Genomic DNA, 13,976 nt, shown 5'->3' with positions numbered 1-13,976 from the left:
GAACGGAGCAATCGCACGGAAGTATAGCCACCCTGTGTAGCGTGCGATTGCCGCGCTGCGCTTGCAATGACATTTTTTTCTTTTTCAAACTTTCCCTATCTTCATTGCATAATTACTATTTCCACATATAAAACAAGGGTTGCCTAAGGGCCCAGCCTGTTGATACAGGTTTGGTGACACGCTGCATTCGCGGCAGTGTTTTGTATTGTTTCAAAATTTCCAATCAATTTTATTTAACCGGTAATGAAAATTACTCAAGTATTCACTTTGGGCATATGCTGCATTTTAATATGCGCTGCCCGGGAAGCAAAATCATATATCTATATGGATACTATAACCAATAAACAAAAAGTACTATCATTTTATAAACAAATAGTAGGGCAGCGTAAAACAGAGCTGATTCCAGAATTTATAGCCGAAGAGTATAAACAACATAATCCAACCGTTAAACAGGGGAGGGCAGGTATCACAGATATGATCAATTACATGAAAACGCTGCCGCCGCCTCCCGAAGATGCAAAGTCGCCAATTGTAAGGGCGATACAGGATGGCGACTTAGTAGTAACTCACCTTGATGTTTCATTTATGGGGAAGCGGATGGCTGTGATCGACCTTTTTAAGTTAAAAGATGGGATGTTGACAGAGCATTGGGATGCTATACAGCCCCTCCCCGATGAAAGCGGGAAAACTATAACTGCTACTAATGGCGCAACTGAAGTTGATCCTAATGCGTCTGCGGAAGATTGCAGACTTGTTGTCGATCAATTTTACAAAGCGGTTGTAAGCAAACAATCTGCTAATCAGTTTATCGATGCCGCTTATGTTGAGCATGATGCTTCTGTAATCGCGTCAGGCGTGGGATTGGCAGACTATCTTTCGGGGCCTGATCGATCTGTTAAAATTCATAGGCTCATTGCTGAAGGGGATTTCGTGGCAGCCCAATTACAGTTTAACGGGAGCGGCAAAACGTTTGTGTTTTATGAGATATTCAGGGTGGCTAAGGGTAAAATTGCAGAACACTGGAGTGTGGAACAGGTTGTACCCGATGGCATTAAACCGGAGGATATGTTTTGATGATGGTTCAGCTGAAAGCTGAAGCCATATTTAACCACGGGCTGGAAGCCCGCGGCAGATGGTAAAACAAAAAGAGGCGCTCATCGCGCCTCTTTTCAATTATTTTAAGGTTGAATTTATACCGAAAAACTTTCGCCGCAGCCGCAGGTACGGCTGGCGTTAGGGTTGTGGAAATTGAAGCCTTTGCCGTTAAGCCCGTCTGAAAAATCAAGCTCGGTACCGGCAAGATACAGGAACGATTTCATGTCAAGCGCCATACGTACGCCCTGGTCTTCAAAAAACTGATCGCCTTTTTTCTCTTCGTTATCAAAATCAAGATTGTATGATAAGCCAGAGCAACCACCGCCCTGAACAGATACACGCAGAAAGTACGAGGCATCAAGCCCTGCATCCTGCATTAGGTGTTCTATTTTGCTTTTTGCTTTATCAGTTACAGTTACCATTTTTTAAAAGAGTCAAGATTGTTAGATTCAAGAGCCAAGATTTTTCACTCGTCTCTTGCGTACCATGCTATGAAGATTTAAGATACAAATAAGGGAAAGTCTTGTTTTCTTGCCTCCTGCATCTTAAAGTCTTTTTAGTGATGTACTTTTTCGCTTTCAATTGGCTCCAAGCCGTTTTTTACGCGGAAATCATTGATTGCTGCTTTGATAGCATCCTCTGCCAATACTGAGCAGTGAATTTTTACCGGTGGAAGGGCAAGCTCTTCAACGATATCCATGTTGTCGATTTTCATAGCATCATCAATGCTTTTGCCTTTAAGCCACTCAGTAGCTAATGATGAAGAAGCGATTGCCGAACCGCAACCGAAAGTTTTAAATTTTGCATCGGTGATAACATTGTTATCATCAACCTGGATTTGCAGGCGCATTACGTCGCCGCACTCAGGTGCACCAACTAAACCGGTACCTACTTTGTGGCTGCTTTTATCCAAAGTACCCACATTGCGGGGGTTAGTGTAGTGATCGATTACTTTATCTGAATATGCCATTTTTTTAAAGTTCTAAGTCGTTAGTTATAAGTTCTGAGTCTTTATAAAACTCTTATATGTCAATTCGTAAATGGTAAATCCGAAATCGAAAATCCCAAATCCGAAATTAAATTAATGTTCTGCCCACTCAATTGAGTTAAGGTCGATACCTTCTTTAAACATTTCCCAAAGTGGTGAAAGGTCGCGCAGGTGGGTAACCGCTTTTTTGGTTACTTCAATTGCGTAATCAACTTCTTCTTCGGTAGTGAAACGACCTAAGCCAAAACGGATAGAAGAGTGGGCCAGGTCATCAGACAGGCCTAAGCTTTTCAATACGTATGATGGCTCCAATGAAGCAGAAGTACAAGCCGAACCTGATGATACAGCCAGATCTTTCATGGCCATCATCAAGCCTTCACCTTCAACATATTTAAATGAAATGTTAGCAACATGTGGTAAGCGGTGTTCAACATTGCCGTTTACATAGCTTTCTTCCAATACGGTTAAAGCCGACTGCAGTTTATCGCGCAAAGCTGACAGGCGTTTTGCTTCGCTTTCCATTTCCTGGCCGCAAAGCTCGCAGGCTTTACCTAAGCCAACAATACCCGGTACGTTAAGGGTACCTGAACGCATACCGCGCTCGTGACCGCCACCGTCCATTTGGGCTGTAACTTTAACCCTTGGTCCTTTACGGCGTACATATAATGCACCAACACCTTTAGGGCCGTATATTTTGTGTGCTGATAAAGCCAAAAGATCAATACCATCAGCATTAACGTCAACAGGGATCTTACCAACAGCCTGTACGGCATCGGTCATAAATAATGCGCCGTGTTTGTGGGCAATAACCGAAATTTCTTTAATCGGCTGAATAACGCCAATTTCGTTATTGCCATACATAATAGATACCAGGATGGTTTCAGGCGTCATTGCCGCTTCTAAAACTGCAAGATCAACAAGACCATCTTCTTTAACCGGCAGGTAAGTTACTTTACCGCCCAGTTTTTCAACGTGTTTGCAGGCATCAAGTACAGCTTTATGCTCTGTAACAGTAGTTATGATGTGGTTACCTTTATCTTTGTACATTTCAAACACCCCTTTAATAGCAAGGTTATCTGATTCTGTAGCACCAGAGGTAAAGATGATCTCTTTTTCAGATGCGCCTATCAATTTGGCAACCTGTTCGCGTGCGTAATCAACCGCCTCCTCTGCAACCCATCCAAACGCATGGTTACGGCTTGCTGCATTACCAAATTTCTCGTTAAAATATGGTAACATAGCCTCCAGTACCCTTGGGTCCATCGGTGTAGTTGCATTGTTATCTAAATAAATTGGGATATTCATAGTCCTTTTGAAATATATTAACAAAACAAAGATACGCAAGTTTTTATTGAAATTCAGCTAAATTCCTTCGCAAATAACCAAAGCTGACCAATAATTTACAATATTTGGACATGAACAAAGTGGAGCACATTGGCATTGCAGTTAACAGTGTTAAGTTAGCAGGGGAAATCTACTCCAAATTGCTGAATACACCTGTATATAAAACCGAAACTGTAGAGAGCGAACATGTGGTTACCGCCTTTCTTCAAAGCGGGCCAAATAAAATTGAATTGCTCGAGGCTCTTAATGATGATAGCGCCATTGCTAAGTTTATAGCTAAAAAAGGGGAGGGGATTCATCATATAGCTTTTGAGGTAGATGATATTGGAGCTGAAATGAAACGCCTTGAAAATGAGGGTTTTGTTTTGTTAAATGATAAGCCTAAACAGGGGGCTGACAATAAACTGGTTTGCTTTGTGCACCCCAAAAGCGCTAATGGGGTGTTGGTAGAGTTGTGCCAGGAGATTAGAGGTTAGATACTTTTTAAACCAGAATTCAACGATTAACGAATTATTGAAATAAAAGTTAAGACTTACGAAGTTTTTAAAACTTCGTAAGTCTGGCTTCTGCCTAAAAACAAACTAATCTCTAACCTCCAATCACTAATCACTAATCTTGCGTTAGGGATAGTAGCGGATACCGGCCCACGAGCGTAATGCCTGCAGGCGTATGAGCGGATGAGCCCGGACCGCCGGTAACGCCATAATTGATCTTTGAACCCGGATATCCCATTTTGACTTTTGCCGTGATATAAGCCCTATTCAATATGAAATGTACTTCAATTTTACTGTTCGGTTACCTGTTACTAACTGTTGTCGGTTGTGATTTTAAGAGAAAGTATGAAAATAAAAAAGAATCAGATGATTCGTGGAGTACTTTGATTATTGTTTCTGAACACAGAACAGTAATTACAATTATTAACGGTCTTGATACCTCATTTGTGGAAAGGCAAAACATTGGCTCGATTTTTACACCAAGGCCTAAAAAAGTTATAAGAGATACCACAAAAGTGATTTTTACGAAGGCCGAACAGGATTCACTTTTCTATATAGCTAAAAATATTGTTTCATATCCGGTATTAAACACCCGGCATTGCACTGATTATGTTGGCGATTTGGATATTTATATAAACTATGGTAATGATATACGGCAGGGGATAAATTATTCTGGTGTTTGCGATTGGACAACACTATCTGCTAATACAATAAAACTGCATGCATTGCTTAAAAAAAGGATGCCTAAAGTTTATTTAGGTAAATCAAGTTCAGCAACCAGCCGTATTGGGAATTAACCTGTTAAGCAGGGTTTATTATTAAAATAAAACTTTTTATTTTTGCTATTCCGAATTACACTTTTATTATTACATTTGCACCTCTTTTAAGTAAAGTACAGAAGGTAAGTTTATATAATATAATGAAAAAAGATCTGCATCCATCAAACTATAGGTTAGTTGTATTTAAAGATATGTCAAACGACTACTCTTTTATCACTAAATCTTGCATCGATACCCGCGAAACCGTTAAATGGGAAGATGGTAACGAATATCCATTGGTTAAATTAGAGATTTCTCACACTTCGCACCCGTTCTACACCGGTAAAATGAAACTGGTTGATACTGCAGGTCGTATTGACAAATTCCGCTCACGTTACAACAAAAAGTAATTTTTGTTTAATTAATATTTACAAGTCCCGGCTTTGCAGTCGGGACTTTTTTTATTTTTGCGCCATGGCAATTATCCTTTTTGACGATAACGCACACCATACGCTGTTACCGCTTACCTATACCCGGCCGGTTGCCGATCTTCGTATCGGGATGCTTACTATTGCCGAAAAATGGGCCAGGCATTTAAAAAGCGCTTATTCTTTTCAAACGCTTGATTACCTAAAGATTAAGTTCCCGGTAAATATTGAGGCTGATAACGTTTTTATCAATGGCGCTGTATGTCCGGATGAAAACCTGGTTGAAGCAATTGATAAACTGCAAACCGGGCAGGCGCTTAAATACAACGACCAGCTAATAGCCGTTAAACTTAATGCCGGGAATGCGGAAAGCTTTGACGCTAATGCTGATTTTGGCGGTGTGGTAAACTATTCTAACCTTTTTGTATCGATCAAATACCCTGAAGATATTTTCAGGAAGAACGACATTGAGCTTCGTAAAGATTTTCAACTGCTTACTAAAGGACGAACAAGCGCGGCTATCAGTTTAACCAACGTTATTATAGGCGACGATTTTTTTGCAGAAGAAGGTGCTGTTGCTGAATGTTCGACATTTAACACAACTAACGGACCGATTTACCTTTCGGCTAATACCGAAATTTGGGAAGGTACCCATATCCGCGGGCCATTTGCTATTTGCGAACATTCGCAGGTGAAAATGGGGACTAAGATTTATGGTGCTACCACCGTTGGGCCGTATTGCCGGGTTGGGGGCGAAATAAATAATTCGGTAATTTGGGGATATTCGTCAAAAGGTCACGAAGGCTACCTAGGCAACTCGGTTTTAGGCGAATGGTGTAATATCGGCGCTGATACAAACAATTCAAACCTGAAAAATAACTACGCCGAAGTAAAACTTTGGGATTACAGTACACAACGTTTCCGTAAAACGGGCCTCCAATTCTGCGGCCTCATTATGGCCGATCATGCAAAAAGCGGGATCAATACCATGTTTAATACCGGTACGGTAGTGGGGGTAGGGGCCAACGTTTTTGGAGCAGGTTTTCCACGTAACTTTGTGCCCGACTTTTCATGGGGAGGCGCGCAGGGCTTCGAAGTTTATTTGATCAATAAAATGTTTGAAACCGCTCAGAAAGTGTTCGACCGCCGCGATCACCGTGATTTTGATGAAACCGAACAGAATTTATTAACAGCCATATTTGAACAGACGGAGAAGTATAGGCAGTTTTGATTTTGGTGAGTGGTTGATTAGGTGAGTGGGTTAATATCACCATTTAATTGAACTTTATGAACTACTCACCTAATCAACCCAATCAACCATTCACTAATAAATAAAATAATAAAATCATGAGAAAGAAAATCGTTGCCGGAAACTGGAAAATGAACCTTGATTACAATGAAGGTTTAGCTTTATTTTCAGAGATCATCAACATGGTAAAAGATGAGGCTACCGGCACGCAGGAAGCAGTGATCTGCAGTCCGTTCATCCACATTCATAGCCTGGTGCAATTGTCAAAAGGTTATAGCAAAATTGCTGTTGGCGCACAAAATGCCCACCAGGAAGAAAAAGGTGCTTACACAGGTGAGATCTCTGCTAAGATGATTAAATCGACAGGCGCTGCTTATGTGATCCTTGGCCACTCAGAACGCCGCCAGTATTTTGGCGAAACCAATGCTTTGCTTGCCAAAAAAACGGATACTGCTTTAAAAAATGATCTTCGCCCTATCTTCTGCATTGGCGAAACCTTGCAGGAGCGTGAAGCCAATACACATTTTGATGTGATCAAAACTCAGTTGGTTGAAGGCATCTTTCACCTTGATGCTGAAGCTTTTGCTAAATTGGTTATTGCTTACGAACCGGTTTGGGCTATCGGTACAGGTGTAACTGCTACATCAGCACAAGCTCAGGAAATTCACGAGTTCATCCGTAAAGAAATTACCGCTAAATATAGCCAGGAAGTTGCCGATGCTACTACCATTTTATACGGCGGTAGCTGCAACCCAATCAATGCTGCCGAACTGTTTGCTCAGCCTGATATTGATGGCGGCCTTATTGGTGGTGCTTCTCTGAAATCGCGCGACTTTACAGATATCGTTAAAACATTTAATTAATTATTAGATATGAGATTTTAGATATGAGATCTGAGAAAATGCCCAAACTTAATTTCAAACAGAAAGAGGGTTTGTGCTGTTTACAAAAAAGTAAACTCTCAAATCTCATATCTCACGTCTCAAATCTAAGAGAAGCATGAAGCTTTTAAAAGTTCTTTTACCCGTTTTGGTCGACTTTGGCGTATTTTGGGCGGTTGTATATCTCAATATGCCCGATCACCCTATGCGCATTGGCGAAATTGGTAACGGTAACCTGTATAGCCTCATGGCCTACTTCAGCCTTTTTTGGCCCTTATTGCTTGCAGATGGAATCCTCACACAGTACCTGATCATCATACCGCTTTGGAATTGGGTTAAACATAAAGGAGCTTCGGCGCGCTTTATTGCCGGAGCCTGCATTGCCCTGGTTTGTATATTATTTGCCGGGGCCCTAAGCTATATTATATGGTTGCCCGAGGATGGATATAGCCCCCTGTTTAGTTTTTGGTGGTATATGACCGAAATACAAGCTGTTTACTGGATTGTTAACTTTGTTGTACTGTATTTACTCGACAGGAAGAGGACAAGCGCAGATAGCGAGCCGGTTGAACCCGCAGTTGCAGCTTAAATTCTCTGCCGGCCGACCGGATTTCTGGTGTGGGTTAACAACGAAAAAAATCAAAATGAATTACTACGAATTATTTTTTACTACCATCACCACCGAAGATTACCAGCAAGACCTGCTGATAAATGCTTTGGGTGAGATAGGTTTTGATACTTTTGAAGAGCTTGAGCTTGGCTTTAAAGCTTATATTCCCGAAGATGTTTTCGACCAACAGGCGCTTGATGAGCAATTATTACCCTATAAAGACCTGTTCACTTTTAGTTACGAGATAACGCTCATTCCGCAGAAAAACTGGAATGAGGTGTGGGAAAGTAATTTTGAACCTATAGAGATAGGGGATAAGATTTATGTGCGGGCAACCTTTCATGAACCTAAACCCGAGTTTGAATATGAGATAGTGATTGATCCCAAAATGGCATTTGGTACCGGGCACCATCAAACCACAGCTATGATGCTGGGGCTGATGCTTGAAAATGAGTTTGCCGGTAAAAAAGTGCTTGACATGGGCTGCGGTACGGGGATCCTTGCTATTATGGCAGCCAAACTGGGTGCCGACGATATCACCGCCATTGATTACGACCCGGTTTGCTATGAAAGCACTATCGAAAATTCGGCTTTGAATAATGTGGGTAATATCAAACCGCTTTGCGGGTCAAAAGAAGTTATCCCCAATGAGCAATATGATACCATCCTGGCCAACATCAACCGCAATATCCTTATCGACCAGATGCCGCGTTATGCTGAAGTGTTAAAGACCGATGGCGAGATTTACTTCAGTGGTTTCTATGAATCGCCCGACCTGGATATCATTACCGACGAAGCCCGCAAATACGGCCTGAAATACATTACCCATAAAAAAGATAAAGACTGGGTAGCCGCTAAGTTTATAAAGTAAAGAAACTATTATACATCACGTCATTGCGAGGAACGAAGCAATCCCCTATATACAGGGCCGCTTTTAAGGCGGCTCTGTAAAGTTCGCGATTGCTTCGTTCCTCGCAATGACGCAGTTTAATATGGTTTAGAGGGGGCTAATACCCTACAGTAAACCTTCTTTTCACAAATTGGTTGTTTTCCAGTTCATCCAATATAGCAACTGCCAAATCTTCTACTGAAATTTCGTGTTCGTGCTTGTCATTAAACACAGGCTCATCTGTACCGGTGCGGTATACACCTGTGCGGGTGCCGGGATGCAGGTGTATGGCCGGGCTCAGGAAGGTCCAGTCTAAATCTTCTTCTTTTTTGATGATGTTCAGGTAGTCGCGGGCCGCTGTGGCGCCTGTTTTCCATTCGGCGGGGAATTGAGGGCTATCAACTAATTGTACGCCCGGAGCAATAAAAAGACTGCCGGCGCCGCCTACAACCAACAGGCGGCTTACACCAGCTTGTTTAGTGGCCTGTTGTATAGCCTCTGACCCTTTAATAAAATCATTGTACAGGTTAGGGTTACCCCAGCCGGCGTTAAATGAGTTTACAACAGCATCATGCCCTTTTAACGTTTCGGTTAACTCATCAACGTTATATACATCGGCAGTTTTGAGTGTTAATTTAGGGTTTTCAATATCTGTTTTCGGGTTACGGGCTATAGCAGTTACCTCGTATCCACGTTGTAACGCTTCGTTTAAAACGGCTTTGCCTACAAAACCTGTGGCTCCAATTAATGCGATTTTCATTGTTTTTGCGTTTATATTGTAATTAAATTTGTTACAGTTTATTCTAAATTTTTTTAATCAAATTGATTTACAAAATCAAAAATGGTTATGGTGCTTAGTTTTTTGATAATGGCTGCTTCAACCTCATCGGCCAAATGATCAAGGTGAGCTCCAATTTGTTTGCCTACGGGGCAGGCAGGATTGGGCTTATTTTTAGCCTGGCCTAAAGCCGGCGGCAGTTTTACAGCTTTATAAACATCGGCAAGGGTTATTTTTTGAGGAGGAAGGGCAAGGCTATAACCGCCGGTTTTGCCTTCCTTGCTTTCAATAAGCCCGCAGGCGCGTAATTTGCGCATTTCTTTACGTACCAGAACAGGGTTTACGTTCATGCTGCCGGCAACATAGTCAGACGATAGTAGCTCGCCCGGCTGTTTGCAAAGCAGGGTTAATACATGAGTTGCTATTTGAAATTGTCCGTTCATTTATCTGTAATAAAAAATATTACAGTACAAAAATGAAATTTTAATTTTAAAAAGAAGAATTTTTTGCGCTTTTTTGCGCACTAAATTACAATGGGATGAAAATCCAGACCTAAATTGCTCGAAAAAAATACCGTGTAGCAGGTATGTTTTAGAATGATTTATTTGCTTTAATTTAAGGGATTTGCCAATCGCAACAATTAACTACACTTTAAAATAAAAAATTACGCAAATTAGTTGATAATTAGCGTGATAATAAATATTATTGTAAAGTAATTAACTTTTGCGAAACCTACACTATTAATTTAACCAAATGAAAACTCTCGGAAAAAAAATCAGATTATTACGTCATCAAAAGGGGTGGAGCCAGGAGGATGTTGCAAAGAGATTGGATATTTCAATTCCTGCTTTCTCAAAGATTGAAACAGGGATCACAGATATTAATTTATCAAGGCTTGAGCAGATAGCAAACCTGTTTGAAATGTCAGTAGTTCAGTTGCTTACATTTAATGATACCGAACAGGATCAGAAATTTGTTAACGAGCTTGAAACCGTTAACAAACGCTTAATGGACCGTGAAACTGAAGTAATCGATTTGCAGAAAAAAGTAATTGAGCTATTTGAAGAACTTCGACATTCAAAAGTAACCGCATAATTTGGTGGCCCGGTTTGGCCGGGCTAATCAAAAATGTAACGCATTGTTAAATGCTTTTTGCCAAATGTAGCACCAACTGCTTCATGGATAGCTATCATTTTGTCGTTAAAATCGCCTACCCAGGATAGTTCAAGCTCATCATAACGCTTGAGAGGCAATACATATTCCTTTAATTTTATAAACATTGCCGACTCAAGGCCGTGCTTCTGGTACTTTTGTTTCGTGCCCATCACAATAGCCCGCATGCGGGATACACCTTTCCAACGGTAATATAAAAATTTAAGCTTACCTATCAGGTTAAGTTTGCCATTAAGCGGTTTAAGCATCTGGTTGGCATCGGGCAAAATGATCATGAAGGATGCTGGTTCATCATCAACATAAGCAAACCAGATCAATTTTTCGTCCATCAGGGGCTTCATTTTTTCGAAGCTTTCCATGATCGTATCGTATGTGATAGGAACAAAGTTTTCAAAATCTTTCCATCCATCATTATAAACCTCAATGAAATCGGCGGCGAATTTTTCTATTTCTTTTATTTCAAAATGCCTGAAATCGTATCCGGGCTTTTTGGCTACCCAATTAGCTATTTTGGTAAACCGCTCGGGGAAAGGTTTATGAGCGTCAACATGGTTAGTGATCTGCGCGTACTGGGTTTTAAAGCCGTACTCATCAAAAAAGGCCTGGTAATACGGATGATTATAGTTCATACCATAAGAGGGCGGGGTAAAGCCTTCAACCAGCAAGCCCCAAAAGTTGTCGTTTTCGCCAAAGTTGATGGGGCCGTCCATGGCTTTCATGCCGTTTTCGCTGAGCCAGTTTTTCGCGGTATCAAACAAAAGAAAGGCAGCTTCTTTGTTATCGATACACTCAAAAAAGCCCATGCCACCGGTTGGCTGCTCGTAATTGTATGCCTTTTTTTCATTAATAAAAGCAGCAACCCGGCCAATTAGGCGGCCGGTATCATCAGTCAGGATCCAGCGGGTACATTTACCATGTTGATGAAAGTTGTTTTTTGCCGGGTTAAATACAGCTTCAATATCATTATCAAGCGGGCAAACCCAGTTATCGTCATCTTTATAAATGATGCGGGCTACATCTAAAAAAGCCTTTTTTGTTGCTTTGTCCTTTACTTCTGTTACTTTCATTTATTGTATGCTACCGGTAGATAATAAAAAAAGCATCCAGAGGCATAGTCTGAATGCTTTATAAAATGTTATGTATTAAAAAGAATTAATAGTCGTCTTCGTCGTCGTCATCGAATGACTCGTAACCCCTGCCCAGATCATCATCCAATGATCCGTCAAAATCATCATCATCGTCATCAACTACCTTCTTTTTCACTTTTGGGTCAAACTCATCATCATCAGGATCATTATCTGAGTTTTCGATCTTTTTAGTGTTCGGTTTCTTTGGCGCTCCCATTGTAATGGATTTTATAAATTAAACTTTGTCAATAATAATAATTAAAATCAGATAAAGAAAAGCGTTTCTAAAATCTTTTACCCTATTGATTCAATAGTAAAAATAATGAAAAATGGTTTTTTTTAAAACAGAAATTAAAATTATTCTGATTGCTCGCCAATGGTAGCAGTATTGTTTGTAAAGTCCTTAAGTTGAGGTAATTCCTCGATACTGTTAATGCCAAAATAGTCCATAAACAAAGCGCTTGTACCATAAAGGATAGGTTTTCCGAGCCCTTCTGATTTGCCAATTATAGCTATTAGCTCTTTTTCGAGTAACTTTTGGATCGAATAATCGCAGTTTACACCCCTGATCTGCTCTATATCGGGCTTAGTTACGGGTTGTTTGTAGGCGATAATAGCCAGGGTTTCCAAAGCGGCCTGGCTTAGTTTTTTCTTTGACCGCTGCAGTTGTAAAAGGTTAATAACAGCGTGATATTCCTTTTTAGTGAGAAATTGATAACCATTGCCAATTTTAACCAGCTCAATAGCTAAACTATGATGCTGATATTTTTCGTGGATCCTGCCTATGGCATCGGTTACTTCTTCAATATTAAAATCACGCTCAAAAGCAGCCTGGAGGCAATACATGATCTCCTCCAACCGGATTGCCTGCTCTGATGCAAAAATTAGGGCCTCTATGTATTGTTCCATTTTTAGTCAGTGGCAGTTGCAGTTTTTAGTTGCAGTTATTTTTTCACTGCTACTGCTACTAAGGGCTTAATAATTTATAACCTGTTCTTCAATTTCAACGGGGATTTCGCGCCACTCGTATCGCTGGGTACGAAGCTGGGGCTCAAAGCCGGCTTCTTTTATGGATTCCTGGATGCCTTTAGCGGTAAATCTGTGAGGTGCACCGGCTGCGGATACCACGTTTTCTTCAATCATGATCGATCCAAAATCGTTAGCACCGGCGTGCAAGCAAATTTGGGCAACCTGTTTACCTACGGTAAGCCACGAAGCCTGGATATTTTTAACGTTGGGCAGCATAATGCGGCTCAAGGCAATCATGCGGATATATTCATCGCCGGTAACATTATTCGTGATACCGCGTACTTTACGTAAAAGAGTGCCGTCATCCTGGAAAGGCCAGGGGATAAATGCTATAAAACCATAGTTGCCTTCGGGTTTTTCGGCCTGTACCTCGCGGATCCAAACCAAATGTTCAAAGCGCTCTTCAATAGTTTCAATGTGGCCAAACATCATTGTAGCAGATGTTGGCAGGTTAAGTTGGTGAGCGGCACGCATTACATCAAGCCATTCCTTACCGCCGCATTTGCCTTTGGATATCAGGCGGCGTACGCGGTCGTTCAGGATCTCGGCACCGGCACCTGGTAATGAATCCAGGCCTGCTTCCTTCATCGCTCTTAGTACCTCAATATGCGGCATGCTCTCCAATTTGGCAACGTGCGCAATTTCCGGCGGACCTAATGAATGCAGTTTTAATTTCGGATAAAGCTGTTTCAGTTCGCGAAAAAGATCGGTATAAAATTTCAGTCCCAGATCGGGGTGATGCCCGCCCTGTAACAGCAGTTGATCGCCTCCGTACCGAAATGTTTCCTCGATCTTCTTTTTATAAGTTTCAATATCAGTAATATAGCTTTCCTCATGACCAGGACGGCGAAAGAAATTACAAAACTTGCAATTGGCTATACAAACGTTAGTAGTGTTAACATTACGGTCAATTTGCCAGGTAACCTTACCATGCGGAACCTGTATTTTACGAAGTTCGTTGGCTGTGTACATCAACTCGGCAGTAGAGGCGTTGTTATACAGGTAAACGCCTTCTTCAAGCGTTAAAAAATCAAACCGCAACGCGCGCTGCAACAGATCGGCTGTATTCATATTACGCAAATATACGCAAGTTGGTAATTTGATTTTAACGACTGTTAAATAATTGACAAAAA

At 41.1% G+C, this 13,976-nt stretch carries 18 protein-coding genes; 9 read left to right on the top strand and 9 right to left on the bottom strand.

Annotated features, from left to right (window positions below; genetic code table 11):
• Positions 1 to 243 precede the first annotated feature (243 nt).
• Entirely contained in the window at positions 244 to 1,074 is an 831-nt protein-coding gene (locus tag ABIC84_RS14175; protein WP_429263939.1) for a nuclear transport factor 2 family protein, read from the top strand.
• 116 nt (positions 1,075 to 1,190) lie between these two features.
• On the opposite strand, the gene ABIC84_RS14170 is transcribed toward ABIC84_RS14175, so the two are convergent.
• The 3 genes from ABIC84_RS14170 to ABIC84_RS14160 form a co-directional block, all read right to left on the bottom strand.
• Positions 1,191 to 1,517, bottom strand: coding sequence for a HesB/IscA family protein (locus tag ABIC84_RS14170; protein WP_090526181.1), 327 nt, complete (start codon positions 1,515 to 1,517; stop codon positions 1,191 to 1,193).
• Positions 1,518 to 1,651: 134 nt separating this feature from the next.
• Positions 1,652 to 2,065: a Fe-S cluster assembly scaffold IscU gene (gene iscU / locus ABIC84_RS14165; RefSeq protein ID WP_426588990.1), complete on the bottom strand. Its 414-nt coding sequence runs from the start codon at positions 2,063 to 2,065 to the stop codon at positions 1,652 to 1,654.
• Positions 2,066 to 2,176: 111 nt separating this feature from the next.
• Positions 2,177 to 3,388, bottom strand: coding sequence for an IscS subfamily cysteine desulfurase (locus ABIC84_RS14160; protein ID WP_429263938.1), 1,212 nt, complete (start codon positions 3,386 to 3,388; stop codon positions 2,177 to 2,179).
• 110 nt (positions 3,389 to 3,498) lie between these two features.
• On the opposite strand from ABIC84_RS14160, the gene mce reads away from it, so the two are divergent.
• The 7 genes from mce (at position 3,499) to prmA (ending at position 8,718) form a co-directional block, all read left to right on the top strand.
• Positions 3,499 to 3,903, top strand: a complete 405-nt coding sequence (gene mce, locus ABIC84_RS14155) for a methylmalonyl-CoA epimerase (protein WP_429263937.1) — start codon at positions 3,499 to 3,501, stop codon at positions 3,901 to 3,903.
• 290 nt (positions 3,904 to 4,193) lie between these two features.
• Positions 4,194 to 4,718 carry a hypothetical protein gene (locus ABIC84_RS14150; protein WP_429263936.1) on the top strand — a complete coding sequence of 175 codons (525 nt, stop codon included), beginning with the start codon at positions 4,194 to 4,196 and terminating at the stop codon, positions 4,716 to 4,718.
• A 122-nt stretch (positions 4,719 to 4,840) separates the two neighbouring features.
• On the top strand, positions 4,841 to 5,089 hold the full coding sequence (locus tag ABIC84_RS14145; protein WP_090524811.1) for a type B 50S ribosomal protein L31: 249 nt from the start codon (positions 4,841 to 4,843) through the stop codon (positions 5,087 to 5,089).
• Positions 5,090 to 5,153: 64 nt separating this feature from the next.
• A complete protein-coding gene (locus ABIC84_RS14140; protein WP_426588985.1) occupies positions 5,154 to 6,338 on the top strand; it encodes a GlmU family protein in 1,185 nt (394 codons plus the stop codon).
• Positions 6,339 to 6,454: 116 nt separating this feature from the next.
• A complete protein-coding gene (gene tpiA, locus ABIC84_RS14135; RefSeq protein WP_429263935.1) occupies positions 6,455 to 7,219 on the top strand; it encodes a triose-phosphate isomerase in 765 nt (254 codons plus the stop codon).
• Positions 7,220 to 7,355: 136 nt separating this feature from the next.
• On the top strand, positions 7,356 to 7,826 hold the full coding sequence (locus ABIC84_RS14130; protein ID WP_176624038.1) for a hypothetical protein: 471 nt from the start codon (positions 7,356 to 7,358) through the stop codon (positions 7,824 to 7,826).
• A gap of 55 nt (positions 7,827 to 7,881) precedes the next feature.
• Positions 7,882 to 8,718, top strand: a complete 837-nt coding sequence (gene prmA, locus ABIC84_RS14125; RefSeq protein WP_429263934.1) for a 50S ribosomal protein L11 methyltransferase — start codon at positions 7,882 to 7,884, stop codon at positions 8,716 to 8,718.
• Positions 8,719 to 8,854: 136 nt separating this feature from the next.
• On the opposite strand, the gene ABIC84_RS14120 is transcribed toward prmA, so the two are convergent.
• Positions 8,855 to 9,496: an NAD(P)-dependent oxidoreductase gene (locus ABIC84_RS14120; RefSeq protein WP_426588978.1), complete on the bottom strand. Its 642-nt coding sequence runs from the start codon at positions 9,494 to 9,496 to the stop codon at positions 8,855 to 8,857.
• 53 nt (positions 9,497 to 9,549) lie between these two features.
• On the bottom strand, positions 9,550 to 9,957 hold the full coding sequence (locus ABIC84_RS14115; RefSeq protein WP_321559632.1) for an Rrf2 family transcriptional regulator: 408 nt from the start codon (positions 9,955 to 9,957) through the stop codon (positions 9,550 to 9,552).
• 310 nt (positions 9,958 to 10,267) lie between these two features.
• On the opposite strand from ABIC84_RS14115, the gene ABIC84_RS14110 reads away from it, so the two are divergent.
• Positions 10,268 to 10,609: a helix-turn-helix domain-containing protein gene (locus ABIC84_RS14110; protein ID WP_090524822.1), complete on the top strand. Its 342-nt coding sequence runs from the start codon at positions 10,268 to 10,270 to the stop codon at positions 10,607 to 10,609.
• A 23-nt stretch (positions 10,610 to 10,632) separates the two neighbouring features.
• Here the strand turns inward: ABIC84_RS14110 and ABIC84_RS14105 are convergent, their stop codons facing one another.
• The 4 genes from ABIC84_RS14105 to mqnC form a co-directional block, all read right to left on the bottom strand.
• Positions 10,633 to 11,754 (bottom strand): GNAT family N-acetyltransferase, encoded by a 1,122-nt coding sequence (locus ABIC84_RS14105; protein WP_429263933.1) that lies wholly within the window; start codon positions 11,752 to 11,754, stop codon positions 10,633 to 10,635.
• A gap of 85 nt (positions 11,755 to 11,839) precedes the next feature.
• Positions 11,840 to 12,031 (bottom strand): hypothetical protein, encoded by a 192-nt coding sequence (locus tag ABIC84_RS14100; protein ID WP_429263932.1) that lies wholly within the window; start codon positions 12,029 to 12,031, stop codon positions 11,840 to 11,842.
• A 140-nt stretch (positions 12,032 to 12,171) separates the two neighbouring features.
• Entirely contained in the window at positions 12,172 to 12,723 is a 552-nt protein-coding gene (gene scpB, locus ABIC84_RS14095; protein ID WP_321559630.1) for an SMC-Scp complex subunit ScpB, read from the bottom strand.
• Positions 12,724 to 12,789: 66 nt separating this feature from the next.
• Positions 12,790 to 13,914 carry a cyclic dehypoxanthinyl futalosine synthase gene (gene mqnC, locus ABIC84_RS14090; protein WP_429263931.1) on the bottom strand — a complete coding sequence of 375 codons (1,125 nt, stop codon included), beginning with the start codon at positions 13,912 to 13,914 and terminating at the stop codon, positions 12,790 to 12,792.
• Between the last annotated feature and the right edge of the window lie 62 nt (positions 13,915 to 13,976).

The sequence above is a fragment of the Mucilaginibacter sp. 3215 genome, from assembly GCF_050433785.1.
In the GTDB taxonomy this organism is placed as follows: Bacteria; Bacteroidota; Bacteroidia; order Sphingobacteriales; family Sphingobacteriaceae; genus Mucilaginibacter.
This window is presented reverse-complemented; position numbering and strand designations above follow the sequence as displayed.

Excerpts from the sequence above, each read along its gene's own strand:
- ABIC84_RS14175 (WP_429263939.1), top strand. The coding sequence starts at position 244 with ATGAAAATTACTCAAGTATTCACTTTGGGCATATGCTGCATTTTAATA.
- ABIC84_RS14170 (WP_090526181.1), bottom strand. The coding sequence starts at position 1,517 with ATGGTAACTGTAACTGATAAAGCAAAAAGCAAAATAGAACACCTAATG.
- iscU (WP_426588990.1), bottom strand. The coding sequence starts at position 2,065 with ATGGCATATTCAGATAAAGTAATCGATCACTACACTAACCCCCGCAAT.
- ABIC84_RS14160 (WP_429263938.1), bottom strand. The coding sequence starts at position 3,388 with ATGAATATCCCAATTTATTTAGATAACAATGCAACTACACCGATGGAC.
- mce (WP_429263937.1), top strand. The coding sequence starts at position 3,499 with ATGAACAAAGTGGAGCACATTGGCATTGCAGTTAACAGTGTTAAGTTA.
- ABIC84_RS14150 (WP_429263936.1), top strand. The coding sequence starts at position 4,194 with ATGAAATGTACTTCAATTTTACTGTTCGGTTACCTGTTACTAACTGTT.
- ABIC84_RS14145 (WP_090524811.1), top strand. The coding sequence starts at position 4,841 with ATGAAAAAAGATCTGCATCCATCAAACTATAGGTTAGTTGTATTTAAA.
- ABIC84_RS14140 (WP_426588985.1), top strand. The coding sequence starts at position 5,154 with ATGGCAATTATCCTTTTTGACGATAACGCACACCATACGCTGTTACCG.
- tpiA (WP_429263935.1), top strand. The coding sequence starts at position 6,455 with ATGAGAAAGAAAATCGTTGCCGGAAACTGGAAAATGAACCTTGATTAC.
- ABIC84_RS14130 (WP_176624038.1), top strand. The coding sequence starts at position 7,356 with ATGAAGCTTTTAAAAGTTCTTTTACCCGTTTTGGTCGACTTTGGCGTA.
- prmA (WP_429263934.1), top strand. The coding sequence starts at position 7,882 with ATGAATTACTACGAATTATTTTTTACTACCATCACCACCGAAGATTAC.
- ABIC84_RS14120 (WP_426588978.1), bottom strand. The coding sequence starts at position 9,496 with ATGAAAATCGCATTAATTGGAGCCACAGGTTTTGTAGGCAAAGCCGTT.
- ABIC84_RS14115 (WP_321559632.1), bottom strand. The coding sequence starts at position 9,957 with ATGAACGGACAATTTCAAATAGCAACTCATGTATTAACCCTGCTTTGC.
- ABIC84_RS14110 (WP_090524822.1), top strand. The coding sequence starts at position 10,268 with ATGAAAACTCTCGGAAAAAAAATCAGATTATTACGTCATCAAAAGGGG.
- ABIC84_RS14105 (WP_429263933.1), bottom strand. The coding sequence starts at position 11,754 with ATGAAAGTAACAGAAGTAAAGGACAAAGCAACAAAAAAGGCTTTTTTA.
- ABIC84_RS14100 (WP_429263932.1), bottom strand. The coding sequence starts at position 12,031 with ATGGGAGCGCCAAAGAAACCGAACACTAAAAAGATCGAAAACTCAGAT.
- scpB (WP_321559630.1), bottom strand. The coding sequence starts at position 12,723 with ATGGAACAATACATAGAGGCCCTAATTTTTGCATCAGAGCAGGCAATC.
- mqnC (WP_429263931.1), bottom strand. The coding sequence starts at position 13,914 with ATGAATACAGCCGATCTGTTGCAGCGCGCGTTGCGGTTTGATTTTTTA.